Annotated in this window: 23 protein-coding genes; 20 read left to right on the forward strand and 3 right to left on the reverse strand. The window is 64.3% G+C overall.

Annotated elements, in window-relative coordinates; translation table 11 throughout:
- Together ACN0TK_RS02290 and ACN0TK_RS02295 are read right to left on the reverse strand one after the other, a co-directional pair.
- On the reverse strand, nt 1-424 hold a 424-nt coding region (locus ACN0TK_RS02290), incomplete at its 3' end, for a carbohydrate ABC transporter permease (protein ID WP_417307822.1).
- Between the two features lie 140 nt (nt 425-564).
- On the reverse strand, nt 565-1,959 hold the full coding sequence (locus ACN0TK_RS02295; protein WP_417307823.1) for an ABC transporter substrate-binding protein: 1,395 nt from the start codon (nt 1,957-1,959) through the stop codon (nt 565-567).
- A gap of 336 nt (nt 1,960-2,295) precedes the next feature.
- Here ACN0TK_RS02295 and ACN0TK_RS02300 point away from each other — a divergent pair, with 336 nt between their 5' ends.
- From ACN0TK_RS02300 to ACN0TK_RS02330, 7 genes are all read left to right on the forward strand, one after another.
- Nucleotides 2,296-3,327: a Gfo/Idh/MocA family protein gene (locus tag ACN0TK_RS02300; protein ID WP_417307824.1), complete on the forward strand. Its 1,032-nt coding sequence runs from the start codon at nt 2,296-2,298 to the stop codon at nt 3,325-3,327.
- 310 nt (nt 3,328-3,637) lie between these two features.
- Nucleotides 3,638-5,215 (forward strand): ABC transporter substrate-binding protein, encoded by a 1,578-nt coding sequence (locus tag ACN0TK_RS02305; protein ID WP_417307825.1) that lies wholly within the window; start codon nt 3,638-3,640, stop codon nt 5,213-5,215.
- Between the two features lie 14 nt (nt 5,216-5,229).
- The gene (locus tag ACN0TK_RS02310) at nt 5,230-6,282 is read left to right on the forward strand and encodes an ABC transporter permease (protein WP_417307826.1); all 1,053 of its coding nucleotides are present in this window, start codon (nt 5,230-5,232) and stop codon (nt 6,280-6,282) included.
- A complete protein-coding gene (locus tag ACN0TK_RS02315; protein ID WP_417307827.1) occupies nt 6,279-7,151 on the forward strand; it encodes an ABC transporter permease in 873 nt (290 codons plus the stop codon). The genes ACN0TK_RS02310 and ACN0TK_RS02315 overlap by 4 nt, the downstream gene beginning before the upstream one ends.
- A complete protein-coding gene (locus ACN0TK_RS02320) occupies nt 7,148-8,125 on the forward strand; it encodes an ABC transporter ATP-binding protein (protein WP_417307828.1) in 978 nt (325 codons plus the stop codon). Before ACN0TK_RS02315 ends, ACN0TK_RS02320 begins: the two co-directional genes overlap by 4 nt.
- On the forward strand, nt 8,122-9,084 hold the full coding sequence (locus ACN0TK_RS02325) for an ABC transporter ATP-binding protein (protein WP_417307829.1): 963 nt from the start codon (nt 8,122-8,124) through the stop codon (nt 9,082-9,084). Before ACN0TK_RS02320 ends, ACN0TK_RS02325 begins: the two co-directional genes overlap by 4 nt.
- Nucleotides 9,085-9,095: 11 nt before the next feature.
- Complete coding sequence (locus tag ACN0TK_RS02330; RefSeq protein WP_417307830.1) at nt 9,096-10,247, forward strand: M24 family metallopeptidase; 1,152 nt, start codon at nt 9,096-9,098, stop codon at nt 10,245-10,247.
- Nucleotides 10,248-10,352: 105 nt separating this feature from the next.
- On the opposite strand, the gene ACN0TK_RS02335 is transcribed toward ACN0TK_RS02330, so the two are convergent.
- Nucleotides 10,353-10,766: a DUF3830 family protein gene (locus ACN0TK_RS02335; RefSeq protein ID WP_417307831.1), complete on the reverse strand. Its 414-nt coding sequence runs from the start codon at nt 10,764-10,766 to the stop codon at nt 10,353-10,355.
- Between the two features lie 270 nt (nt 10,767-11,036).
- On the opposite strand from ACN0TK_RS02335, the gene ACN0TK_RS02340 reads away from it, so the two are divergent.
- The 13 genes from ACN0TK_RS02340 (at nt 11,037) to ACN0TK_RS02400 (ending at nt 26,243) form a co-directional block, all read left to right on the forward strand.
- Nucleotides 11,037-12,575 (forward strand): ABC transporter substrate-binding protein, encoded by a 1,539-nt coding sequence (locus ACN0TK_RS02340; protein ID WP_417307832.1) that lies wholly within the window; start codon nt 11,037-11,039, stop codon nt 12,573-12,575.
- A 39-nt stretch (nt 12,576-12,614) separates the two neighbouring features.
- Nucleotides 12,615-13,622, forward strand: coding sequence for an ABC transporter permease (locus tag ACN0TK_RS02345; protein ID WP_417307833.1), 1,008 nt, complete (start codon nt 12,615-12,617; stop codon nt 13,620-13,622).
- Nucleotides 13,622-14,452 (forward strand): ABC transporter permease, encoded by an 831-nt coding sequence (locus ACN0TK_RS02350; RefSeq protein WP_417307834.1) that lies wholly within the window; start codon nt 13,622-13,624, stop codon nt 14,450-14,452. Before ACN0TK_RS02345 ends, ACN0TK_RS02350 begins: the two co-directional genes overlap by 1 nt.
- 19 nt (nt 14,453-14,471) lie before the next feature.
- On the forward strand, nt 14,472-15,449 hold the full coding sequence (locus ACN0TK_RS02355; protein ID WP_417307835.1) for an ABC transporter ATP-binding protein: 978 nt from the start codon (nt 14,472-14,474) through the stop codon (nt 15,447-15,449).
- The gene (locus ACN0TK_RS02360; protein WP_417307836.1) at nt 15,446-16,222 is read left to right on the forward strand and encodes an ABC transporter ATP-binding protein; all 777 of its coding nucleotides are present in this window, start codon (nt 15,446-15,448) and stop codon (nt 16,220-16,222) included. Before ACN0TK_RS02355 ends, ACN0TK_RS02360 begins: the two co-directional genes overlap by 4 nt.
- Nucleotides 16,223-16,233: 11 nt before the next feature.
- Nucleotides 16,234-18,273 (forward strand): hydantoinase/oxoprolinase family protein, encoded by a 2,040-nt coding sequence (locus tag ACN0TK_RS02365; protein WP_417307837.1) that lies wholly within the window; start codon nt 16,234-16,236, stop codon nt 18,271-18,273.
- The gene (locus ACN0TK_RS02370) at nt 18,270-19,931 is read left to right on the forward strand and encodes a hydantoinase B/oxoprolinase family protein (protein ID WP_417307838.1); all 1,662 of its coding nucleotides are present in this window, start codon (nt 18,270-18,272) and stop codon (nt 19,929-19,931) included. Before ACN0TK_RS02365 ends, ACN0TK_RS02370 begins: the two co-directional genes overlap by 4 nt.
- Entirely contained in the window at nt 19,928-21,172 is a 1,245-nt protein-coding gene (locus ACN0TK_RS02375) for an amidohydrolase family protein (protein WP_417307839.1), read from the forward strand. The genes ACN0TK_RS02370 and ACN0TK_RS02375 overlap by 4 nt, the downstream gene beginning before the upstream one ends.
- Nucleotides 21,173-21,375: 203 nt before the next feature.
- Nucleotides 21,376-22,680: a M20 family metallopeptidase gene (locus ACN0TK_RS02380; protein WP_417307840.1), complete on the forward strand. Its 1,305-nt coding sequence runs from the start codon at nt 21,376-21,378 to the stop codon at nt 22,678-22,680.
- A gap of 40 nt (nt 22,681-22,720) precedes the next feature.
- On the forward strand, nt 22,721-23,584 hold the full coding sequence (locus ACN0TK_RS02385) for an ABC transporter substrate-binding protein (protein ID WP_417307841.1): 864 nt from the start codon (nt 22,721-22,723) through the stop codon (nt 23,582-23,584).
- Nucleotides 23,585-23,686: 102 nt separating this feature from the next.
- Complete coding sequence (locus tag ACN0TK_RS02390; RefSeq protein WP_417307842.1) at nt 23,687-24,388, forward strand: amino acid ABC transporter permease; 702 nt, start codon at nt 23,687-23,689, stop codon at nt 24,386-24,388.
- A complete protein-coding gene (locus ACN0TK_RS02395; protein WP_417307843.1) occupies nt 24,388-25,182 on the forward strand; it encodes an amino acid ABC transporter ATP-binding protein in 795 nt (264 codons plus the stop codon). Before ACN0TK_RS02390 ends, ACN0TK_RS02395 begins: the two co-directional genes overlap by 1 nt.
- Nucleotides 25,179-26,243: a phosphotriesterase family protein gene (locus ACN0TK_RS02400; protein ID WP_417307844.1), complete on the forward strand. Its 1,065-nt coding sequence runs from the start codon at nt 25,179-25,181 to the stop codon at nt 26,241-26,243. The genes ACN0TK_RS02395 and ACN0TK_RS02400 overlap by 4 nt, the downstream gene beginning before the upstream one ends.
- The last annotated feature ends 1 nt before the right edge of the window (nt 26,244 follow it).

The raw sequence follows: 26,244 nt of genomic DNA on the forward strand, positions 1-26,244 counted from the left end.
TTTGCGGCACGATCCAGGGCAGCAGCATGATGGCCGAGATGAAATTCCTCCAAGGGATCTTGGAGTGCAGGATCATGGCGATGGTCATGCCGGTGACGAACTTGATCGACAACGACCAGAAGGTGAAGTTGATCGTGTTGGACAGCGACAGCAGATAGTCGGAATTTGTGTAGAGCTTTTGGTAGTTGCGCAGGCCGACACTGACCGTGTCGCCTGTCAGGAAGTTGAATGTCGTGGTCGACATCGCGATGGCGCTGATGAACGGCCAGAAAATCAGGCCCGCCATGAGCAGAAACATCGGCAACACGAACAGATAGGCAATGCGCCAATCGCGGCCGAGAATATCCTTCACCTTGAACCGCGGACGCGGCGCGGTAGAGCTGGCGCCGACAACAGGGCTACCAATAGAAATGCGCTTGTCCACAGACAGGCTCCTTCCAGCTAAAGCGCCGTGTACCGTCTCGGCGCAGGAGATGGTGCCGCGCGTCGAACGGTCATGACGCATAGCGGCGCGGTAACGCGGAAGGGCAGCGAACTGCCCTTCCGCGGGGAGTCACGTCAGCCTTATGGCTGCGAGATCCCGCCTTCTTCGAACAGATCCACCATCTTCTGGTGGGCGTCGGCAACGGCTTCCTCGGGGGTCATGCGACCCGCGATCATGTTGCCCACCGACTGCTCCAGCACGCCTTGGGCGCGGATGGCGTCGATGCCCGCATTCGGGTCAGCAGGCCAGGACTGGCCGATGAACGGATCGGGCACATCCACCTGCTGCTTGATGGTTGCAAGGTTCGGATCGGTTGCCATCAGTTCCTCAGTCCAGAGGTCCTGATAGGCCGGCGTAAAGAGCACGCCGCCGAGAGCCGAAATCTTGTTGAAGTTCTCCGGGTTCAGCAGGTCGAGCGCCAGTTCCTTGGCGAGCTCGCCATTCGGAGAGTTCTTGAAGATGGTCATCCAGCCACCGACGTTACCACCATCGCGGCTGTCGCCGTTGATTGCGGCAGGTGCCGGGAGCAGAACGATATCATCGTAGACCGGATTGTTGTCACGCTTGGCCTGGGCGTAGATCGAGAAGGCGTTCTGCGTGAAGCCGATCTGGCCGGCGAGGAAGGCTTCGTTATTGCCGACGTCGTTCCAGCTCTCGATGCCCGGCGGCAGCATGTCGGCGTACTTGCCGTCACGATCGTAGGTCTCGTCGAGGAACTTGAAGGCCTCAACGGTCTCGGGCGAATCGAAGGTGATGACCGTGCCGGACTCGTCGGTGAACGAACCGCCGAAGGCCTGAACGACGGAGATCAGGAAGCCAAATCCGTCACCGGACTGGTTGGGCGTGAAACCCCAGCCGTAGAAGTCGTTCTCCGGATCGGAGATGGCCAGCGCGGCCTCGCGACGATCGATGATGTTCGTGAGCGAAGCGGGGTCGATGCCGGCTTCCTTCAGCTTGTCACCGCGCGCGTAAAAGCCCGTGGTCGTGCCGATAAGCGGGATGGCATACCAGCGGCCGTCAAGCTTCGCGGTCTGCGCTGCATTGAGACCCGGCATGATGTCGCCGTACATCTCCACGGCCTTATCGACGACGTCGGTCACGTCCTCAACCAGATCGAGCAGGTGCAGCTGCGAAATCGAGACGTTGGACGTATAGGCGAAGTCCGGCGGATTGCCGGCGCGCACCGCGGCCGTCATCTTGCCCATGAAGTCGCCGAAGGACTCGGGATTGGTGGTCGAGATGTCGAGGGCGACGCCCTTTTCGTCGGCGAATTCCTGAACGGTGTCACGGAACGCCTGCTGCGCCGCTTCGAAATATTCGGTGCGGTGAATGACGGTAAGCGTGCCAGCCTCACCGGTGGGCAGTGCCTCGTCCTGCGCCAGCGCAGGCAGAGCTCCGCCGCTCGCCATCAGACCGACACCTGCCAGAGCCGTGCCCAGCAACAGGCTACGACGGCTCAGGTTCTTGATATCCATAAGTTTCTCCTCCGTATGGATGACTCGTCTAACAAGTCGTCCCGGCCGTTCGCGATACTTTAGCGTCCACGATTACCGGCGGGTCATACACCATTGACCAGAATGACAGCGTCTGCAACAGCGCTGGGCGCCCAGAAGCAGTCATTCTCGTCAAAACTGTGCGTTTTTTCATGATCAGCCCAAAAATCGGGCAGTTAAGTGCTTCGCCGTAAATGGATGCAGAGGCGCGATTGCCTGTTGGTGCGCAGCAACGGTACCGCCTGCACTTGTTCAAGCTTGCGGCCCGCCGTAAGCCGGGCGCACCGACCGCGCTGACACTGAGGAGGATTTTGACAGATGACCCGCACGCGTATTGCAATCGTTGGGCTCGGCATGGCGGTGACGCCGCATGCCAGGGGGCTCGAAGACCTCAGGGACAGTGTCGAGGTCGTTCATGCCTTCGCGCCCAGCGCTGAGCGTCGCGCAGCTTTTGCCGAGACATTCGATTTTCCGCTGTGCGACAGCCTAGAGACGATTCTCAGCGACGACAGCGTCGAGGCCGTGCTGATCCTGACGCCGGCCAATACGCATCTCGATATTGCCGAGCGCTGCGCGCACGCCGGCAAGCACGTGCTGCTGGAAAAACCGGTCGACATCACGACCGAGCGGGCCGAGGCCGTGGTGGAAGCGTGCCGCGCAGCCGGGGTGAAGCTGGGCGTGGTGCTGCAGCACCGGTTCCGACCGGCAGGCATGAAACTCGCCGAGCTTCTGGCGGACGGGGCACTGGGCGAGATCGTCGGCTGTTCAACGACGATCCGGTTGTGGCGGCCACAGAGCTACTATGACGAGCCGGGCCGGGGCAGCTTTGCCCGCGACGGCGGCGGCGTGCTGATGTCACAGGGAATCCACACACTGGACCTGATGCTCAGTCTGGTTGGACCAGTTGCGGAGGTCGCCGGATTTGCGACGACGACGCGGGTTCACACGATGGAAACCGAGGACCTGGTGTGTGCCGCGGCGCGGTTCGCCAATGGCGCATTCGGCACGATCGACGCGACGACAGCCGCCTACCCCGGGTTTGCTGAGCGAATCGAAATCATCGGCAGCAAGGGTACAGCGAGCCTTATCGGTACAGAACTGACCGTGCAGTTGCAGTCGGGCGAGAAGACGGAACTGGCGCCGGACAACAGCGCCGGCGGCACCGGCGCCGACCCGATGGCGTTCCCGCATCACTATCACCGCGCGGTCATTGCCGACTTCGTCGCCGCAATCCGCGAGGACAGGCCGCCGCGGGTCACCGGTGAAGAGGCGCTGAAGGTGCATCGGCTGATCGACGCTCTGATTGAAACCGGGCACAGCGGCACGCGGGTCGCGGTCGCCGGAATCTAGCAGACGCAAAAGTAGTCATCTGACTTTCAACAGACCCCCGTGTGCCCAGACGCGCCGGGGGTCTTTGTGCGTTCGAACCAGATCTGGCTGCGACGCCAACCCACCGCGCGAACATCACTTTGCGCACTGCAGGGTTGCATGCGTGTTTTACCTGTGCTGTCCTCCCTTCGTGTACAGTTCGCATACAATAGAGCAAACTCGCCCCTGATTTTGCCGACGCCTCGTGTCGTTTCAATCGTCGTACACCGTTGATCTGACCGGCGCCGGACCCGTCATGCCACTAAACGTCATGCCCATTGGAGCAAGAAAGATGCGTATTTCTCGAGGGACCCCATCAACCCGTGGTGTGCTGGCCGCCCTGGCCGTCACGCTCAGCCTCGGCACCGCCGCCGCACAGGCTGAAACGCTGGTGGTCGACACCAACTTTCAGCTGAAGACCGCCGACCCGGCGCGGCAGTTCGAGCCGACTGCCAACCTGTTCATGCACGCCATCTACCAAAACCTGGTGACCTTCGATGGCGGCGACCTGACCAAGGTCGTGCCGTCGATTGCCAGCCTGCCCGTCATTTCCGACGATTCGAAGACCTTCACCTTCACGGTCAACCCCGATGCCACGTTTGCCGATGGCACGCCGGTGACGGTGGAAGACGTGGTGTTCTCGCTGCAGCGCGTCGCCAATGTGAAGGGCACGCCGTCCTTCCTGATGGCCGGCGTCAGCGTTGCGGCCGGCGAGGAAGAGGGCACGGTGGTGCTGACCACCGAAGAGTCCGATCCGGGTCTGCCCTACAAGCTGACCAACCCGGCGCTGGCCATCCTCAACGCCGACCTGCTGATGGAAAACGGCGGCTCGGCAAGCGAGGACGCTAGCACCGAGGACACGGCTGATGCTTTCCTCGCGACCACCTCGGCCGGTTCGGGCCCCTATGTGCTCGACAAGTACGACATGGCTTCGGAAATCGTACTGAAGCGCAATGATGAATATTGGGGCGAGACGCCGGATTTCGACACCATCGTGATCCGCAATGTCGACACCAGCGCGCAGCAGATGAACATCTCGCGCGGTGCCAGCCAGATTGCGCTGGATGTGCCGCCGGACATGGTGTCGTCGCTGGGTGACAACGTTAATGTCGAGCAGACCGCCGGCGCTGATGTCGGCTTCCTGTTCACCAACTCGAACCCCGAGATTTCGGAGATCACCGCGAACCCGGACTTCAAGGAAGCGGTGCGCTACGCCATCGACTATGACGGCATCCTGAACCTCGTCGGTGCCGGTGCGCAGCGGCCGGGCAGCGTGGTGCCGAGCATGTTCGCCGGTGCGCTGCCGGCCTCGGAAGGCCCGTCGCAGGACGTCGAAAAGGCCAAGGAAGCGCTTGAGCGCTCGGGGATCGAGAACCCGGTCGTCGAACTCGGCTATGCCTCGGACCTGACCAAGAACGGCGTGTCGTTCTCCGATATCGCCGCCAAGCTGCAGCAGGACCTGCTGGCCGTCGGCATCGAGACCGAGCTGAAGCCCGAACCGATCAGCGCCATTCTGGACGTTTATCGTGCCGGCACGATGCAGATGTCGATCCAGTGGTGGGGTCCGGACTTCCCCGATCCCAGCAACTATCTGCTGTTCAACCCGGGTGCTCTGGTCGGTCTGCGTGCCGGTTGGGCCGAAGGCGCGGCACCGGACGTGATCGAAGCCGCCGATGCGGCTGCAGCCGCGATCGATCCGGACGAGCGCGCGCCGCTCTATGAGACATGGCAGAAGGCAATGAATGCGGAAGGTCCGTTCATCGGGCTGTTCCAGCCGGCCGTGACTGTGGCAACCTCGAACACGATCGAGCCCCTGCCCTACAACCCGATGTGGACTGTCGACCTCGGCGCGGCCGAACTGGCAGAGTGAGAGACTGACGCAAGATGACGATGTTTGCAGCCTTTTGGTACAAGCTGCCCGGCATCGTCCGCTTCACGGCGCGCCGACTGGTTGTCGGCGCGCTGTTGTGCGTGGGGGTGACGCTGGTATCCTTCGCGCTGACGCAGGTGGTGCCCGGCGACCCGGTGGTCGCGAGCCTGGGCGACCGCGCCGCGTCCGACCCGGAAATCGTCGCCGCCTTCCGCGCGCACTATGGCCTCGATAAGCCGCTACCCGAGCAATATGTGGTCTATGTGAGCCGGCTGCTGCAGGGCGATTTCGGTGAATCGCAGCAATCGCGCCGGCCGGTTGCCGACGACCTGGGCAAGTATATGGGGGCGACGATCGAGCTGGCGGCCGTGGCCATGGTGATTGCCATGGTGGTCGGGGTCGGGCTGGGGATCATCGCCGCGATCTGGCGGGAGCGATGGCCGGACCATGTGATCCGGGTGCTGTCGCTGGCGGGGGTATCGGTGCCGACGTTCTGGCTCGGCCTGATCTGCCTTTATGTGTTCTTCTATCAGCTCGGGATTTCCCCCGGGGTCGGGCGACTGTCGCCGGGCGCCGACGTGCCGGGACCGTTCACCGGGCTGGTGATCATCGACGCGACGCTGGTGGGCGACTGGCCGCTGCTGTGGGACGCGCTGGCGCATCTGGCGCTGCCGGCCATGGTGCTGGCCGTCTATACAATCGGCGCGGTGACACGGTTCACCCGCGCAGCAATGCTCGAGTCGCTGGGGCAGGACTATGTGCGCTCGGCCAAGGCCAAGGGGCTGCTGCCGGCGACGGTGATCCTGCGCCATGCGTTGCGGCCCGCGCTCGCGGCGATCATCACGGTCTCCGGCATGGCCTTCGGGCGAATGCTGGGCGGCGCGGTGCTGGTCGAATCCGTGTTCTCGTGGCCGGGCATCGGCGAATACGCCTATCGCAGCGCGCTGGCGCTCGACCTCAGGGCCATCATGGGCGTGAGCCTCGTGATCGCCGTCGTCTATATTCTCGTCAATCTGGTGATCGACATCCTGTATGCGGTCATCGATCCAAGGATCCGCCTCGGATGAGCGATACTTCCCCCGCCATCGCCGGGCCACACGCGGCCGGCAAGCGCCAGCGCTCGCTGTGGCTGCAGCCTCTCGGGCTGATCGGCGCCGCCATCCTGATCGGCTTCATCGTCATTGCGCTGGTGGCACCGCTGATTGCGCCCGACGGCGGCACGGCGATCAAGGCCATGCGGCTGCAGCCGCCGAGCGCCGAGCACTGGTTCGGCACCGACCAGCTGGGACGCGACCTGTTCGACCGGGTGATCCACGGGGCGCGGATCTCGCTGCCCTATGCGCTGCAGCTGGTGGTAATGTCGGCGCTGATCGGCACAGCGCTGGGGGCGATCGCCGGGTTCTTCGGCGGCTGGATCGACGGCATCATCATGCGTGCCGCGGACCTCGTGATGGCGTTCCCCGATATCATTCTCGCCATGGCGGTGGTGGCGGCGCTGGGGCCGAACCTGTTCAACGCGGTGCTGGCGGTGGTGATCGTCAGCTGGCCGACCTATGCGCGTGTGGTGCGCGCCATGATCCTGACCATTCGCGACGAGCCCTATGTGCAATCCTCGCGGTTGCTCGGCGCTTCGGCGGCGCGGACGCTGTGGGTCGACGTCCGGCCGAACGTCGCCGGGCCGGTGGTGGTGCTGGCGGCACTCGAATATGGCCATGCGGTGCTGATCCTCGCCGGGCTGAGCTTTCTCGGGCTCGGCGCCCAGCCGCCCTCGGCCGAGTGGGGCAGCATGGTGTCGGAAGGGACGCGGTTTTTCGACAAGTGGTGGCTGAGCCTGTTCCCGGGTCTCGCCATCCTGCTGGTGGTGCTGGCCGCCAATTTCCTCGGTGACACGCTGCGCGACGTGCTCGACCCGCGCTCGTCGAAGGAATTCCGATGAGCCTTGTGACGGTCGAAAACCTGGCGATCAGCCTCGGTGCGCCCGATGGCTCGCGGCTCTACGCCGTGCGGGGCGTCGATTTCGCCATCGGGCGCGGCGAGATCGTCGGGCTGGCGGGCGAGAGCGGCAGCGGCAAGACGATCACGGCGCTGAGCCTCTTGGGCTTGTTGCCGCAGGGCGGTCAGGCGAGTGGCCGGATCGGCTATGACGGCAAGAACCTCCTGGACCTCGGCGAGCGGCAGATGGCCGATATCCGCGGGCGCGACATATCCATGGTGTTCCAGGATCCGTTGACCGCGCTTCATCCGATGCTGTCGATCGGCAGGCAGATGAGCGAACACCTGACGCGGCATCGCGGGCTGAAGGGCCAGGCGGCGCTCGACCACGCGGCACAGCTTCTGGCCAAGGTGCGCATTCCGGACCCCAAACAGGCGCTGAAGCGGTATCCGCACCAGTTTTCGGGCGGCATGCGGCAGCGGATCGCGATTGCCATTGCGCTGACCTGCGACCCGAAACTGCTGATTGCCGACGAGCCGACCACGGCACTCGATGTGACAGTGCAGGCCGGCATCCTGCGGCTGCTGCGCGAATTGCGCGACGACCTGGGGCTGTCGGTGCTGCTGATCACCCATGACCTCGGAGTGATGAGCGCCGTCGCAGACCGGGTGGCGGTGATGTATGCCGGGCGGATCGTCGAGATCGGCGGGCGCAATGACGTGCTGGGGCTGCCGCGCCACCCCTATACGCGCGGGCTGCTGGATGCGCTGCCCAATGTCGAGGATGACGCGGCCAAGCTGCTGCCGCTGGAAGGGGCACCGCCCGCCATCAGCCGGCTGCCGGAAGGCTGTGCTTTCCACCCCAGATGCGCCTATGCGCAGCCGCGCTGCCAGCTGGCCGAGCCGCCGCTGGCGCCCGTCGCACCGGACCAGGCGATCGCCTGCGTGGTCGATCCGTTCGCCGAGGTCGCGGCATGAGCCTGCTCGATATCCGCGATCTCGAAGTCAGCTATGCCGGTCATGCCGGCAAGAGCGTGCGCGCCGTGGCCGGGGTCGACCTCAGCGTCGAACGCGGCCAGGTGGTGGCGCTGGTGGGGGAATCAGGCTGCGGCAAGTCCTCGCTGGGCAAGGCCGCCGTGGGGCTGATCGCCCCGTCGGGCGGCAGCGTGACGTTTCAGGGCGAACCGCTGGTGCCGCTGGGCCGGGCGGCGCGGCCGGTCAAACAGCGCAAGCTGCAGATGGTGTTTCAGGACCCCTATTCCTCGCTGAACCCGCGCCGGACAATCGGCGACCAGATTGCCGAGGGCACGCGCGTGGCGCTGGCTGCCGGCGAAGCGGCGATGAGCCCGGGCGAGTGCCTCGAGCGCGTGGGCCTGCCGACCGACGCGGTGTCACGCTTCCCCCATCAGTTTTCGGGCGGGCAGCGGCAACGCATTGCGATTGCCCGGGCGTTGGCGGCGCGACCCGAGTGCATTGTCGCGGACGAGCCGATCTCGGCGCTCGATGCATCGGCCCAGGCGGCGATCGCCAATCTGCTGCTGGAGATCGTGCGCGAACTCGACATGGGATTACTGTTCATTTCGCATGACCTCGCGATCGTCAGAAAAATCGCCGACGTGACCGCGGTGATGTATCTGGGCAAGATCGCCGAGACGGGCCCGAGCCGGGACCTGTGGGCCGAGCCGCTGCACCCCTATTCCAAGGCGCTGATTGGCGCCATTCCGCGCCCGGACGGACGCGGGCGGCTGCCGGCGGACCTGCCTGGCGACGTGCCCGATCCGTCCGCGCCCCCGAGCGGCTGCCGGTTTCATCCGCGCTGCCCGGCCGCCATTCCCATCTGCCGCACTGACGAGCCGAGGCGGCAGGAGTTGCTGCCGGGGCGCAGTGCGGCCTGTCATGTCGCCGCCGCGCAGTTTGCCGGCGCATCCACCAACTGAGGACAAGTCCCGTGGCCACTTATGCCGAACGCCGTCGCAAATATCTCGAGCTGATCGCCGGAAAGGCCGATCTGGTGTTCATCCCGTTTTCGACCGATCTCGACTATCTGGCCGGGATCCGGCGGGACACGCCCAATTTCGGCCGGGTGATCCACCCTGGTGGCTGGCTGGAGGGCGCCTGGATGGCGCCGGGGCAGACGCCGATCCTGACGCTGCCGCGCATGACAGCCGAACTCGGCGGCCGCGCCGATGGCAATGACGATCTCGACGTGCGGGTGCTGGGCGAATGGGATGACCCGCGAACCATGGTGCGCGGCATTCTCGACTCACTGAAGCTGCCGGCCGCACCGCGCGTGGCGGTGAGCGAGACCGCCGAAGCCGAAACGATGATCGAACTGCAGCAGCTGTTGCCCGACGCGAAATTCTCGTCGGCGACGGCGCTGCTGCGGCCGCTGCGGCAGATCAAGGATGCCGACGAGATTGCGCTGATGCGGGCCGCCGGCGCGATTACCGAGGGGGCGCTGAAGGCGGCGATCCCGAGCTTCAAGGCGGGGATGACCGAGCTCGAGATGACTGCCGAGCTCGATCTGCAGATGAAGCGGCTGGGCTCGCTCGGCCCCTCGTTCACGACGACGCTCTATTGCACCGGACCGGAGCATCCGTGGCTGCCGGGCGACCGGCTCGGATCCTGGCCGCGGCCGCTGTTGCCCGGTGTCTCTATCCTCCTCGATTTCGGCGCCATCGGCGACGGGCCGGTCTATGACTATGGACGGACGGTGGTGTTCGGCGCGCCGAGCGACGAACAGCTGAAGGTGCATGGGCTGATCATGCAGTCGCAGGCGGCGGGCATCGCGATGCTAAAGGCCGGTGCGGCGACCTGCGCCGAGGCGGATGCGGCGGCGCGTGCCGTGATCGCCGATGCCGGCTATGGCGAAGCCTTCCGGCACCGGCTGGGGCATTCGATCGGCTGGGACGTGCACGAGCCGCCGTTCCTGACCAAGGGCAGCGACATCACGGTCGAAGAGGGCATGGTGTTCACGGTCGAGCCCTCGATCCTGCAGACTTCCGGGGCAAGTGCCCGGATCGAAGATTGCGTCGTGGTGCGGCCCGGCGGCGGCGAGCGGCTGACCGAAGGCTTTCAGGAGTTGATCGTCATCGACTAACGGAATGGGGGCGCTCGACGCGCGGGACGCCCCCACCCTTGATCCCTCCCCACACGGGGGAGGGAGACGACTTCATGGCCGGCGAAGCGGCGGCGGCGTGTTGGCTCAGACGAACTCGAAGCGGATGTCCTGCGCGCCTTCCCAGAGCACCTTGGTGCCGAGGGCGTGGAGGTTTTCAAGGCCACCGGTCAGCGTGATGAAGTGGTTGCCGGCGAGCTGACCCATCTTCGACGAGAAATCCACACCGCCATAGGCGAGCAGGATTTCGGTCTCGCTGATGCCACCCGGATAGAGGATTACGTGGCCCGGCGCCGGGTGGCTGGTGTGGTTCTCGTAGGTGACGCCGAAATCGAGGTCGCCGAGGGGAATCCACACGCCCTCGCCGCTCCAACGAACGTGCACGATCTTGCCGGTATAGGGCATCTGCGCGGCGAAAGCGGCGCAGGTCTTGGGCGCCAGTTCGTCTTCCAGATGGCCTTCGAATGTGTAGGGGCCGGCGGTCACCTTTATGGAACGCATGGGTAGTCCTCGCTTGTCATTGGCGTGCCGCTCTGGGGCGCGCTGTTGAAGTCACGGCATGCGCTCTGTATGCAGTGTGCGTGCCGATTGGTCAATGTCGTGAAGGGGCGGCGCAGCGGATGCCTGCTGGCCGGCTTGCAGCCTACGGCATCCCGCCCACTGCAAATCCGACACGCCTAAGCGTTGACACGCTCCGTCGCTGTGTTAGCTTCCAATACATATCGTATACAATGTGATCCACGGAGGTTAATGGTGCGCACATTTCGGACTATGGTATCTGCTCTCGCCCTTTCGCTCACAGCCGTGGCGCTTCCCGGCGTCGCCCTGGCCGACCCCAGCGGGGTTCTGGTGATTGCCGAGAATGAAACGCCGGAGAATCTGGACCCGGCCAACGCGACGAATTCGACGGTCAACCAGCTGCTGATCGGCGTCTATGACGCGCTCGTGCAGTTCAAGGCCGGCGAGACCTCGGTCAGCCCACGCCTCGCGACCGAATGGGAGGTGTCCGACGACGGGCTGAGCTACACGTTCACCCTGCGCGACGACGTGACCTTCCACGATGGCTCGCCGATGACGGCGGAAGACGTGAAGTTCACGCTCGACCGGCTGCAGGCGGCTTCGGCCAATGTGCTGAACGACCTCGGCCCCTATGTCGGCGCCGAAGTGGTCGACGACAACACCATCAAGCTGAACCTGAGCGCCTCGTTCGGGCCCTTCACCTCGGCGCTGTCTCGCGTCTATATCGTGTCGAAGGCGATGGTCGAGCCGAACATGGGCGACGACAACGGGCGCCAGTGGCTGGCGGTGAACGAGGCCGGCACCGGCCCCTACACCATCACCGCGTACAACCCGACCGAAGCGGTGACGCTGAAGGCCTATCCCGAATTCTGGGGCGGCTGGGACGGCGAGCATGTGGAAGAAGTCGTGTTCCGCTATGTCTCGGAGCCCTCGACGCAGCTGAGCCTGCTCAAGAGCGGCGAAGTGCAGATCGCGCCCGATATCACGGTGGAAGACAAGCTCGCGCTGATGGATGAGGCCGGCTACACGGTTGATGTCGGCGCGGCCGCAACGCCGCTGTATTTCGCCATCAAGACGGCCGGCGACGGCCCGACGGCGGATCCCGAATTCCGCGAGATGCTGTCGATGGCCTTCGACCGCGAGCTGCATCTGGAGCAGGTGCTGATGGGCTTCGGGACGCTGCCGGATGGCCCGTTGCCGGTTGGCTGGATGGGCCATGTCTCGGGCACCGAGACCGGTTACGATCTAGAGGCCGCCAAGGCTATGGTCGACGAAAAGGGCTGGGCCGGCACCAAGCTGCTGGTGCGCTACCTGCCGGCGATCCAGGAAGAAAAGAGTGCAGTGGAACAGCTGCAGTCGAATCTGGCGCAGATCGGCATCGACCTCGAAGCCGAAGGCATGACCTGGCCGGCGCAGGCGGCGACGCTGACGGCGATCGACACCACGTCCGACCTCAACATGATCTACAGCTTCCCGGGCTTTCCCGACCCGCACGCGGTGTTGAACTCGACGTTCAACGGCGCTCTGACCGGGGTGAACGGCGGCTACAACTGGTCGCAGTATGAAAATCCGGATGTCGATGCGCTGCTGAACGACGCCGCGACTTCGCCGAACCCCGACGAGCGCGCCGAAATGTATGGCGAGGTGCAGGAACTGGTGGGCGATGACCATGTGGTCATCACCGTGTCGCTGCCCGGTTCGGTGGTCGCGATGTCCGATGCGGTGAAGGGCTATGTCTACAACCCCGCCCATCACCAGACCTTCAACTACATGGACATCAGCGTCGACTGATCGACCCTGACTGACTGACGACGACCAAAGGGACGGGAAATGAGGTATGCACTGCAAAGGATCGCGTTCTCGATCCTGTCCCTTTTCATCCTGCTACTGATTACCTTCCTGCTCAGCCATGTGGTGGCCGGTGACCCGGCCCTGGTGGCGGCGGGACCCAATGCCGGCGCGGAAAAGATCGCGCTGCTGCGCCAGCAGATGGGGCTGGACCAGCCGATCTTCGTGCAGTTCGGCATTTATGTCGGCAATATCCTGCGCGGTGATCTCGGCATTTCCTGGTTCACCCAGCAGCCGATCCTCACCGACCTGATCCGTGAACTGCCGCCGTCGCTGGAACTGGTGTTCGTCGCCATGGCGATCAATCTCGGGATTTCCATGCCGCTGGGACTATTGACGGCGCGCTGGGCCAATTCGCGCTTCGACGACACGGTGCGGCTGCTGGTGATGGCGGGCGCCGGACTGCCGGTGTTCTGGATCGCGATCCTGCTGCAGCAGATCGTTGCCGGAAACTGGGGGCTGCTGCCGATCGCGGGGCGGATCAGCTTTGCCAACCGCAATTTCGAGGGGCCGACGGGGTTCTACCTGATCGACGGGCTGATTACGGGCCAACCCGGCATAACGCTCGACACGCTGGCGCATCTGGTGCTGCCGGCGGTGGCGCTGTCGCTGCTGTTCACCGCGGTCGGCGTGCGCATCACCCGCACCTCGATGATCAATGAATTCCGCAAGGATTATGTGACGCTGGCCCGGGCCAAAGGCGCCGGCGAGGGCCGGATCATGTTCCGGCATGTGTTTGCCAATGGTGCGACCCCTGCCCTCACGGTCTTCGGCATGCAGTTCGGCTGGATGCTGGGCGCGACCGTGCTGGTGGAGGAAATCTTCGGCCGCCCGGGGATTGGGCGCTACGCCATCAAGGCAGTGACGCAATCGGACATCAATGCCGTGGTGGCGGTGGTGCTGGTGGTGGGCGCGGTGTTCCTCGCAGCCAACCTGCTGATCGACATTCTGATTTACGCGCTGAGCCCGCGCAAGCGGGGAGCGAACTGATGCTGACATTGTGGAATTACGCGCGCACCCATGTGGAGCGCACGGCGCTGATCGTCGCCGGACTGGTAATCCTGATGGCGATCTTCGGTGGCTGGCTGACGCCGTTCGACCCGCTGCAGATCGACTTCCGCGGTAAGCTGCAACCGCCGTCGCTGGAGCATTTGCTGGGCACCGACGGCTCGGGCCGGGACGTTCTGAGCCGGTTGCTCTATGGCGCGCGGCTGACGCTGGCCTCGACCGCCGTGGTGCTGGTGGTCGTGGTGCTTTTCGGCTGTGCTGTGGGAATCCTCTCGGCCTTTGTGGGCGGGGCCGTCGACAATCTGCTGATGCGACTTGCCGATGTGTGGCTGGGCTTTCCACCGCTGATCCTGGCGCTGGGTTTTGCCTCGGCGATGGGCGCCAGCCTCGAAGCGGCCGTATGGGCGCTGATCTTTTCGTGGTGGCCGAACTATGCGCGGCTGACGCGCATGGTGACGGTCGACATCCTGTCGCGCAAGTTCATCGCCAGCGCCGATGCCCTGGGCGTGCCGACGCATGCCAAGGTGCTGCGCTACGTGATCCCCAATGCGTTCGACGTGCTGATCGTGCAGGTGACGCTCGATATCTCGGCGATCATGCTGGCGATCTCGGGCCTGAGCTTCATCGGCGTCGGCGCGCAGATCCCAGCACCGGAATGGGGTGCGATGATCGCCGACGGGCGCTCCTATGTAGCCAATGGCTGGTGGATCGTCCTGGCGCCAGGCCTGATGATTTTCCTCACCGCGTTCAGCTTCAACATCATCGGCGACATGTTGCGGCGCGAACTCGATCCGACCTCGCGTCGACGCTAGCGGACCGGTGACACTCCAGATGCAAAAACCCCTTCTCGAAATCCACGACGCGACCGTGGCCCTGCGCTCCAACAAGAAGCCCATGGTGACCGGTGTCGGCTTTTCTGTCGGGCATGGCGAAGTGTTCGGTGTGGTGGGTGAGTCCGGCTCCGGCAAGACGCTGCTGACGCGGACGATCTTCGGACTGCAGGACGACACCTATCTTGCGAATGGCGAAGTGACCTTCGATGGCAGCACGCTGCCGACCGAGGGCTATGCCAAAGCGGCGCGGAAGCTGCTGGGGGCCAATATCGCCTTCGTACCGCAGGACCCGTTCTCGTCGCTGAACCCGACAATGCGCGTCGGCAAGCAGATCACCGAGGCGCTCTATCTGGCGCGCGGCATGGCGATGAACGCCAACGAGACGCGCGAAGCCGCGATCAAGGTTCTGGCCGAGGTCGGTATTCCGGAGCCGGAACTGGCGTTCAACCAGTTTCCAGACCAGTTTTCCGGCGGCATGCGGCAGCGCATCGTGTTTGCCATCGCGCTGGCGCAGGATCCCAAGCTGCTGATCGCCGACGAGCCGACCACGGCGCTCGACGCGATCACCCAGCGCCGGGTGATCGAACTGATGCTCGACCGGTGCCGGACACGCGGCATGGCGGTGATCCTGATCAGCCACAATCTCGAACTGCTGCGCCAAAGCGTCGACCGGGTGGCGGTGCTCTACGGCGGTCAGCTGCACAATATCGCCGCCGCATCGGAGATCGGCAGCGAGCAGGTGCATCCCTATACCGAAGCACTGTTCGACTGCATTCCCAGCAAGGACAAGGCGCTGGAGGACATTCGCGCCATTCGCGGCGAGCCGGTGGGCGCCGGGTTCGGGCTGACCGGCTGCGCCTTCGCCTCGCGCTGCCGCTATGTCGAGGACAGGTGCCGCAACACGCCGCTGCCGCTCAACACCATTCCCGCTGAGGCGTTCAGCGCCTGCATAGTTGGACGGGGAGCCCGCCAATGACCGAGACCCCGCTGGTGACGCTCGAAGGCGTCGGGAAGACTTTCGGCAAACAGCTGCTGGTGCAAAGCCGCAGCTTTGCGCTGAGCGATGTGAACCTCGTGGTCAACCGCGGTGAAGTGGTCGGCATCCTGGGCGAGAGCGGCAGTGGCAAATCCACGGTCGCCAATATCATCACCCGGCTCGCCAGCTATACCGCCGGCACCTATCGCTATGACGGTCGCGACGTGGCGGGTTTCGCCAAATCCGATGCGTTCGGCTTCAAGGCGCGAGTGCAGATCGTCTTTCAGGATCCTTTCGGCAGCCTGAACCCGCGCGCCACCGTGGGTGCGAGCATCATGGAAGGGCTGGCGCTGCACAAGCCGGAGCTGACCAAAGCCCAGCGACAGACGCGGGCAGCGCAATTGCTCGAAGAGGTCGGGTTGCCCGCCGATTGCAGCGATCGCTATCCGCATGAGTTTTCCGGCGGCCAGCGCCAGCGCATCGCCATTGCGCGGGCCATCGCCGTGGAGCCGGAACTGCTGGTTTGCGACGAACCGCTGAGTTCGCTCGACGTCTCCATTCAGGCGCAGGTGCTGGAGCTGTTCGTCAAGCTGATCCGCGAGCGCGACCTGACGATCATCTTCATTTCGCACGACGTGAATGTCGTGCGGCTGATCTGCGACCGGGTCTATGTGATGAACCAGGGTCGCATCGTCGAAGAGGGTACAGCACGCGACGTGCTGACGAACCCGCAGAATGAGTACACCGCGCGCCTGTTGGCGGCGGTCTATTAGTTGAGGACTTCATGAGCCGCTACAAGCTCTCCATCGACATCGGTGGCACGTTCATCGACGTCGTCTCGTTCGACGTTCAGAGCAAGGTGGTGCGCGCCTTCAAGCTGCCCACGACCCCGCACGACCCGGCGCAAGGCGTGATTGCCTCGCTGGGCAAGCTCGATGCGCCGGCGGGCGAGATTTCGGACTTCATCCACGGTACGACGCTGGGGCTCAACGCGATCCTCGAGCGCAAGGGCGCCAAGGTCGGAATCATCACCAATGCCGGCTTCCGCGACATTTTCGAAATCGGTCGCGGGGCGCTCGATTTCGTCGACATGTACAATTTCGACTATGAGACACCGCATCCGCTGGTCGAGCGCTATCTGACCAAGGGTGTCACCGGGCGCATGGATTTCGAGGGTGTCGAGGTCGACCCTCTGGACCACGAGGCAGTGATTTCGGCGGCGCGCGAGTTGAAGGAAGCCGGGTGCGAAGCGGTGGCGGTCAGTTTCCTGCACTCTTATGCGAACATGGCGCATGAGAGCGCTGCGGTGGAGCTGATCCGCCAGCATGTGCCGGAGCTGGAAGTCTCCGCCGGCGCGATGATTGCCAATGAATATCGCGAGTATGAGCGGACCAGCACAGCGGTGCTCGACGCCTACATCAAGCCGGTGCTGAAGAACTATCTGGGCCGCGTTTCCGACGGCATGGCGGACCAGGGGTTTGCCGGGCAGAAATATGTGATGAACTCGTCGGGCGGGGCGCTGACTTTCTCGCTGGCCGAGGCCGAACCGATCGCCACCGTGCTGTCGGGCCCGGCGGGCGGCGTTTCGGGCGCGCTCTATGTGGCCAACGCCACCGGGCGGCCGAACATGCTGTCGGTCGACGTGGGTGGCACCAGCCTCGATGCGTGCCTGATCGTTGACGGCAAGCCGATGGATGTGTTCGAGGCCAGCATCGAGAATTTCCCGATGCTGCAGCCGATTTTCGATCTGAGGACGCTTGGCGCCGGTGGCGGTTCGATCGCCTGGATCGACAACAAGCTGTTGCGTGTCGGGCCGAAGAGCGCCGGCGCGGTGCCGGGCCCCGCCTGCTATGGCCGTGGGGGGACCGACGCCACGGTGACCGATGCGGCGGTGCTGCTGGGGTATATCGACACGTCGAACTTCATGGGCGGCGAGATGGCGGTGGCGACCGACCTTGCGACCAAGGCGCTCTCGGACAATGTCGCAACGCCGCTGGGGATTTCGGTCGAGGACGCGGCGCGCTCGATCTTTTCGGTGCTGATTTCGCGTACCGCGTCATCGGTGAAGGAAATGATGCTGGAGCGCGGACTGGACCCATCGGAATTCGCGATGCTCGGCTTCGGTGGCTGCGGGCCGCTGTTCGGGCCGATGCTGCAGAACGAACTGGAGATGCCGGAGCTGGTGATCCCGCCGCTGCCGTCGGTGTTTTCAGCCTGGGGCATGATGGCATCCGACCTGACGTTCTCGGATTCGACCTCGGTGCTGACGGTGATCTCGGACGACACCATGGCCGACTATCGCAGCCACGCCGATGCGCTGGAGGCGTCGAGCATCCAGCAGTTGCGCGACAAGGTGGGCGAGACGGTGGACCCGCAGGTGAGCTTTTTCGCCCGGATCCGCTTTGTCGGACAGGAGCACACGCTGACCATTCCGTTCTTCCGAGATGACACGGCCAAGAGCTTCTTCGCGCGGTTCTCGGAAGGTCATGCGGAGCGGTTCGGCCATTCGTTCGACACGGATGCCGAACTGGTGGCGCTGGTGGCGCGGCTGGCGGTGGTGACCGACAAGCCGCACATCGCCACCCCGATCAAGCCGACGACCGAACTGCCGGCGGCGAGCCCGCACCGGATGTTCGACCAGCACAGCGGCACGATGGTCGATTGCCAGAAACTCAACCGCCTCGCGCTCACTGCCGGCACGGATTACCCCGGGCCGATGCTGGTGATCGACGAAGGCTCGTCCCTCGCCATCCACGGCAACCAGAGCCTGAGCGTGGATGAATTTGGAATGCTCAGCATACGCCGGGTTGGAGATGTGAGATGACAATCAGCAAGGCTGCAGAAATCGAGATCATCTCCGCCCTGTTCCTGTCGGCGGCAGAGCAGATGCGGCGCACGCTGGTGCGCACGGCGTTCAATGCGGTGATCTACGAGGTGCTGGATTTCGGCATTTCGATCGCCGACGCACAGGGGCGGATGGTGGCGGAAGCGGCCGGCATCACCTCGTTCATCGGCGGCAATGACTATGCGCTGAAGATGCTGATGGAAAACACCGACATGGCGAGCCTGCGCCCCGGCGACGTGGTGATGCTGAATTACCCGTACTGGAACTCGGCGCATATGTCGGATGCGCTGCTGATGGCACCGGTGTTCATCGATGGCGACACGCCGGAAATGTTCCTGTGCGTGCGCGCGCACTGGCTCGATCTGGGCGCCAAGGATGCGGGCTATGTGATCGACTCGACCAATATTCACCAGGAAGGCGTGATCATTCCCGGTGTGCGGGTGATCAAGGAAGGCCAGGTGGACAAGGACATCTGGCGCATCCTGATGGCCAATTCCCGGCTGCCCGAGGCGATCGAGGGCGATTTCGGCGCGCAGGTCGCGTGCCTCAGGACCGGCGAAAAGAGCGTGCGCGAGATCTATGCCAAGTTCGGCACGGAGCGGGTGCGCGGCGCCATCGAGGCGTTCTTCCAGCACAGCCATGAAAAGTCGCTGGAGGCGATCGCCAAGCTGCCCAAGGGCACCTGGTCGGCGGTCGAATATCTCGACGACGACGGCGTCACCGACACGCCGATCAAGATGCAGGTGAATGTGACGATCGAGGACGGCAAGTTCATCGTCGACTACAATGGCTCTGACCCGATGGTCGAGGGGCCGGTCAATTCGCCCTATGGTGCGACGGTGTCGATGGCCAAGACCTATTTCAAATACCTCACCTCGTCGGACACGCCGTCGAACCATGGTAACTACCTCGCGATGGAGGTGAAGGCCGACCCCGGCAACCTGTTCCACGCGATCTACCCGTCGGCGACCTATATGCCATGGACGCACATGGTGGCGTTCGAACTGATCGCCAAGGCGCTGGCGCCGGTGATCGACTGGCTGCCGGCCTCGTCGGGTGGCGACGAGCCGGGTTTCATGGCGCTGGGCAAGCACCACAAGACGGGCAAGAGCTATGTGACCAGCAATAACGAGGGGATCGGCTGGGGCGCGACCTATCGCCATGACGGCGCCAATGCGCTGCAGCACCCGTCGACCAGCACGGTGCGCAATACGCCGATCGAAGTGCTGGAACGGCAAGCGAACCTGTTCCACGAAGCGCTGGAGCTGATCCCGGATTCGGGCGGTGAGGGCCAGTATCGTGGTGGCGTGGGCGTGCGGAGGCTGGTGCGCATGGTCGGTGACATCGAGGTGATCTCGATGAAGAAGAAATCGAAGACCGGCGGCTGGGGCCGCGACGGCGGCAAGCCCTCGCCTGTGCACAATCGCATGGTGCTATGGCCCGGCGAGGCGCGCGAAAAGACCGTCGGCATGTATCGCCAGAAACTGACAAAGGGCGAGCGGTTCGAAAATTTCAGCGCCGGGGGCTCCGGCTGGGGCGATCCGGCCAAGCGCGACCCCGAAGCCATCGCCTATGACCTGCGCAACGGCTACATCAGCAGAGCCCCCGAAGGCACGACAACGGATGACAGCAAATGAGTGAGACCCAGACTTTCGCCATCACCAACGGCAAGATCGTCGACGTGGTGGCGGGCGAGATCATCGATGGCAAGGCCATTGTGGTCAGTGACGGCAAGATCAGCCAGATCGTCGAGACCGGGGCCCTGCCCGACGGCATCGAGACGGTCGACGTTGGCGGGCGCTATCTGTCGCCGGGCCTGATCGATTGCCATGCGCATGTGTTCATCGGCCAGTTCAACGATGGTGGCCATGTACTGGCATCGGAGATGACGGCCCGTTCGGGCAAGTATCTGGCCGAAATGCTGCAGCGCGGCTTCACGACCATCCGCGACGCGGGTGGCGCCGACCAGGGCCACAAGGCGGCGCAGGAACAGGGACTGTTCCCCGGTCCGCGGATGTTCGTTGCCGGCCGCATCCTGTCGCAGACGGGCGGGCATGGAGACCATCGCGGGCGCGCCGACACCTGTTCGTGCTCCTCCCAGATCGGCGGGATTTCGATGATTGCCGATGGCATCGATCAGGTGCGCTGGGCGGTGCGCGAGAACGTGCGGCAGGGCGCCGACCAGATCAAGATCATGGCCGGTGGCGGTGTGAGTTCGCCTGGCGACAAGCTGGTGCATCCGCAATACTCGCTTGAAGAGATCGCCACCATCGTCGAAGAGGCCGACCGGGTCGGGCGCTACGTGATGGCGCATGTCTATTCGGACATCGGCATCCGCCGGGCGGTGGAATGCGGCGTGCGCTCGATCGAACACGGCAATTTCCTGTCGGCGGAATCGGCCAAGGCGATGGTGGACCGCGAGGCGCATCTGGTGCCGACGCTGATTACCTACGAAGCGGACGCGAAGTACGGCATGAGCTTCGGCTGGGCGCCGGAGAATGCGGAGAAGAACGCCGAGGTGCTGGCCAGCGGGCTGAAGTCGCTGGAAGTGGCGCTCGCGGCCGGGGTGAACGTCGGCTACGGAACCGACCTGTGCTGGTCGCCTAAGAGCTATCAGGGCGACGGGCTGATGATCCACCAGAAGGTCTGCGGACCGGTGGAGGCGCTGCGCCACGCCACGGTGAACAATGCCAGGGTGGTGCGCATGGACGGGCAGATCGGAGAGCTGGCCGAGGGGGCTCTGGCCGATATTCTGGTGGTCGACGCCAATCCCTATGACGGGCTCGAATGCTTCTCGCAGCACGACAACAAGATCGTCGGCGTGCTGCAGGCGAGCAAAACCGTCCGCGACGACCACGGGTTGTTCGCCGGCGTCTGACGCGAAGCTTCGGAGCATCCCTCTCCGACCCTTGCCCGGTTTCCGCAGTGCGCTGCGGGGCCGGGCATTTTTTCGTCCGCGCCCGTACGTCAGTGCATAGGAGCCATTCACGTCCATCCACAGACATCGCATGCTTTTTGCATTGCTATTGTATGCAATTGGTGGTTCGCTGCGTTCCACCAGACCACGAAGGGACAGCTCCGGTGACCGACGTCAGCAAGATGCTCGATATGGCAGCAGGCAGCGAAGACGAGATGATCGGCTTTGTGCAAAGTCTGATCCGGTTGCAGCCGCAGGGTGAACCGGCGATTCAGACGGCCGTCGGCGAGCGGCTGGCTTCGCTTGGGGCCCGGGTCGAGCACATGACCTACAGCCCGACCGACGTGCCCGTGATCAAGGAATTCGCAGCAAGCGCCGGCAACCCCGGCGAAGACCGCGACAGCGTGCTGGGCATTTTCCCGGCGGCGGCAGCCGGTGGACGCAGCGTGATCCTGTTCGCGCATCCCGATGGCGAACCGCTGGAAGCCGAACCCGGCTGGGACCGCGACCCGTTCAGCGGCGAGATCGCCAACGGCAAGATCTACGGCTGGGGGGTCGCCGACGACCTGGCGGGCGTCGCTATCATGACCGAAGCGATGGCGCTGATCGAAAAGGCCGGCATCAAGCTCGCCGGCGAAGTGATCGTCGCCTCGACGCCGAGCAAGCGGCACGCGCGCGGTGTCGCCGCGGTGATGCACAATGGCTATGTCGCCGATGGCGCGATCTATCTGCACCCCGCAGAATCCGGCGTCGGCATGCAGGAGATCAAAGCTATTGCCTCGGGGCAGCTGGAATTTACCGTCACCATCACCGGCAAGGCGCCGGAAACGACGGAGCCCGGCAAGACCTCGTTCGCACATCTGGGCGTCAGCCCGCTCGACAAGATGATGCCGGTGATCGCGGCGCTGAAGGCGCTCGACGCGGAGCGCGGCGCGCGCGTGCACCACCCGCTGCTTGATGCCGAAGTCGGTCGTTCGACCAATATTCACCTGTCCTCAGTGCAGTTCGGCACCGGCAGCGCGTTTTCACGCTTTCACGAAACGCTCGAACTGGGCGGGGCGATCTCGTTTCCGCCGGGCGAGAGCATCGAGGCCGTGCAGGCCGAAATCATCGCAGCCATCGACAAGGCTGCCGCCGGTGACGAATGGCTCAGCGCCCATCCGCCGGTCATTGACTGGCGATCGGGTGTCACCGGTGCGGAAGTGCAGGCCTCGCATGACCTGTTCGCCACCGCCGCCGCGGCGATCCGCGAGGTCTGCGGCGTCGATCCGCACGTGAACCCGATGCACACTTCCTCCGATATCCGCAATCCGATGGTGCAAAAGGACATTCCGACCATCGGGCTCGGACCGCTTTGCGGCGATCTCACCCAGACCGGGCGCCGCAATGAATGGGTTGACCGCGACGACTACGTTCGCGCCGTCAAGGTCACCGCCGCCAGCATTGTCGGCTGGTGTGGCACTGCCTGAGTTTCTTTCCGCCCTCTCAAACAGACGACTGGAAACGATGATGAGAACTGCCTTTCGACTGAACTCCCTGATCACCCCGATGCTGGTGGCCGGCACGATGGCGTTCAGCGCCGGTGCGGCGCTGGCCCAGAAGGATTGCCCGACCGACCTGCCGCTGGCCGAGGCCGGCAAGCTGACGATGTCGATCAATGCGACGATCCCGCCCAAGCAGTACATCAACGAGGATGGTGACCTCGTGGGGCTGCACGTCGACCTCGGCAACGAGATCGCCAAGCGGCTGTGCCTCGAGCCGGTCTATGCGAATGTGTCGTTCGAAGTGCAGATCCCGGGCCTCCAGTCGAAGCGCTGGGACATGATCAACACCGGTCTCTACTTCACCGAAGATCGCGCCAAGATCATGTATCTGATCCCCTATACGATCAACGCGCTGGCGCTGATCGTGGCCGACGGCAACCCGCTGAACGTTGCCGGTCCGGAAGACCTCGCCGGTCATATCGTTGGCGTGGAGATCGCCGGCTTTGAAGAAAAGAAGATCCGCGAGATCAACGAAGAGCAGGTCGCTGCCGGCCTCGAGCCGATGGATATCCGGGTGTTCAACACCTATGGCGACACCTTCCTGGCGCTCGGCGCCGGCCAGGTCGAGGCCGTGTTCGCGGGTGACGCGATCGGCAAGTACTACCAGGACAAGGGCAAGTTCACGATGGCCGTGACCGGCCTGTTCCCGGGCAGCCCGGGCGCCTTCGCCACGATCGAGCCTGAGCTGGGCAACGCCATTGCCGACGTGCTCAACGACATGCTGGCTGATGGCACCTATGTCGAGATGATGGACAGCCAGGGTGCGACCAAGATCGACACCTGGACAGAATGGGATGGCACGTTCAAGGCCTGGCACACGGAGGAGTAACCTCCTCCGCGGCATCGGTCCGGCCGCTCCTCCCGGGCCGGACCGGTGCCCTCCCTCCCCTTACGCTTCCCTCTTTTCCCCGCCCACGATTCTGGAGACGACATGAACTGGAGCTGGCCAGACTTTTTCGAGTACCTCGTCAGCCCCTACATGCTGCGTGGAGCGTGGACGACCATCTGGCTCGCGGTCGTGTCGATGCTGATCGGTATCGTGCTCGGCTTCATCGCTGCGCTGATGAAGATGTCGAAGAACCAGATCCTCAAGCAGATCGCGGTGTTCTACATCTGGTTGTGGCGCGGTACGCCGCTGCTGGTGCAGCTCGTCATCATCTATACCGGCTTGCCGCAGATCGGCATCCGGCTGGGGGTGATCGAAAGCGCGATTATCGGGCTGGCGGTCAATGAAGGCGCCTATTTCGCCGAGATCATGCGCTCGGGCATCATGAGCGTCGAGAAGGGACAGAACGATGCGGCGCGCGCCCTTGGCATGACCAGCCGGCAGCTGATGCGCATCGTGGTGCTCCCACAGGCGACCCGCGTGATCATTCCGCCGCTCGGCAACCAGTTCCTGGGCATGCTGAAGACCACCTCGCTTGCGTCCGTCATCTCGATGAACGAGCTGCTGCGCAGTGCCCAGCAGCTGGCGCAGATCGAATTCCGCGTGCTCGAAGTCTATTTCGTCGCCGCCATCTACTACCTCGTGATGACCACGGTCTGGAGCTTCTTCCAGCGCAGGATCGAGGCCCATTATGACCGGCCGTTCGAGATGAACAGCCCTGCCCTCGCCGCCAAGGGAGCCCGCTGATGAGCACCGTGGCTCCGCAACAGGACAGCACCCGTCCCCTCATCCGCATCCAGCGCGTGCGCAAGGCGTTTGGCGACAATCTCGTGCTGCGCGACGTCTCACTCGACGTGATGGCGGGCGAAGTGGTGGTGATCGCCGGCCGCTCGGGCAGCGGCAAGAGCACGCTGCTGCGCTGCATAAACCACCTCGAAACCATCGACGCCGGGGCGATCTACGCCGGTGACGAGATGGTGGGCTATCGCCATTCCGGCGGCCGGCTGGTGCCGCTGAAGGAAAACGAAGTGGCCCGCCAGCGCCGCGACCTCGGCATGGTGTTCCAGTCGTTCAACCTGTTCCCGCACCTGTCGGTGCTAGAGAACATCGTGGTCGCGCCGATCAATGTGCGGGGCGAGAGCCGGGCGACGGCCGAGGCCTATGCCCGCGAGCTGCTCAACAAGGTCGGGTTGCCCGAAAAGGCCGACGCCTATCCGCGGATGCTGTCGGGCGGCCAGCAGCAGCGTGTCGCCATTGCGCGGGCGCTGGCGATACGGCCCCGGGCTCTGCTGTTCGACGAACCGACCTCGGCGCTCGACCCTGAAATGATCAGCGAAGTGCTGGACGTGATGGTGGACCTGTCCAAACAGGGGATGACGATGATCGTCGTGACGCACGAAATGGGCTTTGCCCGTGCCGCGGCGAACCGGGTGATCCTGATGCATGAAGGCGTCATGGTGGAAAATGCACCGCCCGAGCAGTTCTTCACGGCGCCCGCACACGACGCCACCAAGCAGTTCCTGTCGAAGATCCTGAAATGACCAGCGCCGGCTTTCCTGACAGCCTCGGGGTGGTGCGGACGGTGCGTGGCGACGTGCCGGCGGCCGAGATCGGCCGGATCGCCTTTCACGAGCACCTGCTGTTCGATCTGGTGCTGCCCGAGGACCGAGACAGCGTCACTGATGCGCCGATCACGGCCCAGAACCGCTGGCAGATCGATTATCGCTCAAACGAGAACCGCAACAATGCGCGCCAGCGCGACCCAGAGGTGACGGCAGGCGAGCTGCGCCAGTTCGCGGCGGATGGCGGCTCGCTGGTCGTCGACCAATCGACACAGGGGCTGGCGCGCAATGCGCCGGGCCTGCAGGTCGCAGCGGAGGCCGCAGATGTGCATGTCGTTGCCGCGGCGGGCACCTATGTCGTCGATTACCTCGATGCGGAGACGCGTGCGCTGGATGTCGCGGCACTGACGGCGCGATTTGTCGCCGAGGTGGAAACGGGGCTCGACGGCAGCGATATCCGCGCCGGGCTGATCGGCGAGATCGGGACGTCCTGGCCGATTGACCCGGCTGAGAAGCGTGCGCTGATTGCCGCGGCACGGGCCAGCCGGCTGACGGGCGCCGCGATCAGCGTGCATCCGGGGCGGCACCGCGATGCGCCCTTCGCGATTGTGGACATCCTTAGGGCGGCAGGGGCGGCGCTTGACCGCGTCGTCATCTGCCACATGGACCGCACCTACCCCGACGGCGACCGCGTGCGCGAACTGCTCGCGACCGGCGTGAATGTGGAGTGGGATTTTTTTGGGGTCGAGACCTCGCACTACTGGTTCGGCGAGATCGAACTGCCGACCGATTTGCAGCGTCTGAAACTGATCAAGGCACTGTTCGACGAGGGCTTCGGCGGGCGCATCGTCGTCAGCCACGATATCTGCACCTGCACCCGCATGACGCGCTGGGGCGGGCATGGCTACGGCCACCTGATGCGCAACGGCCCGGCGCTGATGCAGCGCGCCGGCCTGTCTGACGAACAGATCACCCAGCTTCTCCGGCTCAACCCGCTCCGGCTTCTCACTCTGGCCGCACCGACTTTCAACCAGGACTAGA

The sequence above is a fragment of the Devosia sp. genome, assembly GCF_048261455.1.
GTDB lineage: Bacteria > Pseudomonadota > Alphaproteobacteria > Rhizobiales > Devosiaceae > Devosia_A.

What these genes read in the sequence shown, in the direction of transcription:
- ACN0TK_RS02325 (WP_417307829.1), top strand. Translation starts at nt 8,122, where the DNA reads ATGAGCCTGCTCGATATCCGCGATCTCGAAGTCAGCTATGCCGGTCAT.
- ACN0TK_RS02360 (WP_417307836.1), top strand. Translation starts at nt 15,446, where the DNA reads ATGACCGAGACCCCGCTGGTGACGCTCGAAGGCGTCGGGAAGACTTTC.
- ACN0TK_RS02345 (WP_417307833.1), top strand. Translation starts at nt 12,615, where the DNA reads ATGAGGTATGCACTGCAAAGGATCGCGTTCTCGATCCTGTCCCTTTTC.
- ACN0TK_RS02390 (WP_417307842.1), top strand. Translation starts at nt 23,687, where the DNA reads ATGAACTGGAGCTGGCCAGACTTTTTCGAGTACCTCGTCAGCCCCTAC.
- ACN0TK_RS02365 (WP_417307837.1), top strand. Translation starts at nt 16,234, where the DNA reads ATGAGCCGCTACAAGCTCTCCATCGACATCGGTGGCACGTTCATCGAC.
- ACN0TK_RS02395 (WP_417307843.1), top strand. Translation starts at nt 24,388, where the DNA reads ATGAGCACCGTGGCTCCGCAACAGGACAGCACCCGTCCCCTCATCCGC.
- ACN0TK_RS02350 (WP_417307834.1), top strand. Translation starts at nt 13,622, where the DNA reads ATGCTGACATTGTGGAATTACGCGCGCACCCATGTGGAGCGCACGGCG.
- ACN0TK_RS02340 (WP_417307832.1), top strand. Translation starts at nt 11,037, where the DNA reads ATGGTATCTGCTCTCGCCCTTTCGCTCACAGCCGTGGCGCTTCCCGGC.
- ACN0TK_RS02375 (WP_417307839.1), top strand. Translation starts at nt 19,928, where the DNA reads ATGAGTGAGACCCAGACTTTCGCCATCACCAACGGCAAGATCGTCGAC.
- ACN0TK_RS02335 (WP_417307831.1), bottom strand. Translation starts at nt 10,766, where the DNA reads ATGCGTTCCATAAAGGTGACCGCCGGCCCCTACACATTCGAAGGCCAT.
- ACN0TK_RS02305 (WP_417307825.1), top strand. Translation starts at nt 3,638, where the DNA reads ATGCGTATTTCTCGAGGGACCCCATCAACCCGTGGTGTGCTGGCCGCC.
- ACN0TK_RS02295 (WP_417307823.1), bottom strand. Translation starts at nt 1,959, where the DNA reads ATGGATATCAAGAACCTGAGCCGTCGTAGCCTGTTGCTGGGCACGGCT.
- ACN0TK_RS02315 (WP_417307827.1), top strand. Translation starts at nt 6,279, where the DNA reads ATGAGCGATACTTCCCCCGCCATCGCCGGGCCACACGCGGCCGGCAAG.
- ACN0TK_RS02320 (WP_417307828.1), top strand. Translation starts at nt 7,148, where the DNA reads ATGAGCCTTGTGACGGTCGAAAACCTGGCGATCAGCCTCGGTGCGCCC.
- ACN0TK_RS02310 (WP_417307826.1), top strand. Translation starts at nt 5,230, where the DNA reads ATGACGATGTTTGCAGCCTTTTGGTACAAGCTGCCCGGCATCGTCCGC.
- ACN0TK_RS02355 (WP_417307835.1), top strand. Translation starts at nt 14,472, where the DNA reads ATGCAAAAACCCCTTCTCGAAATCCACGACGCGACCGTGGCCCTGCGC.
- ACN0TK_RS02300 (WP_417307824.1), top strand. Translation starts at nt 2,296, where the DNA reads ATGACCCGCACGCGTATTGCAATCGTTGGGCTCGGCATGGCGGTGACG.
- ACN0TK_RS02370 (WP_417307838.1), top strand. Translation starts at nt 18,270, where the DNA reads ATGACAATCAGCAAGGCTGCAGAAATCGAGATCATCTCCGCCCTGTTC.
- ACN0TK_RS02400 (WP_417307844.1), top strand. Translation starts at nt 25,179, where the DNA reads ATGACCAGCGCCGGCTTTCCTGACAGCCTCGGGGTGGTGCGGACGGTG.
- ACN0TK_RS02385 (WP_417307841.1), top strand. Translation starts at nt 22,721, where the DNA reads ATGAGAACTGCCTTTCGACTGAACTCCCTGATCACCCCGATGCTGGTG.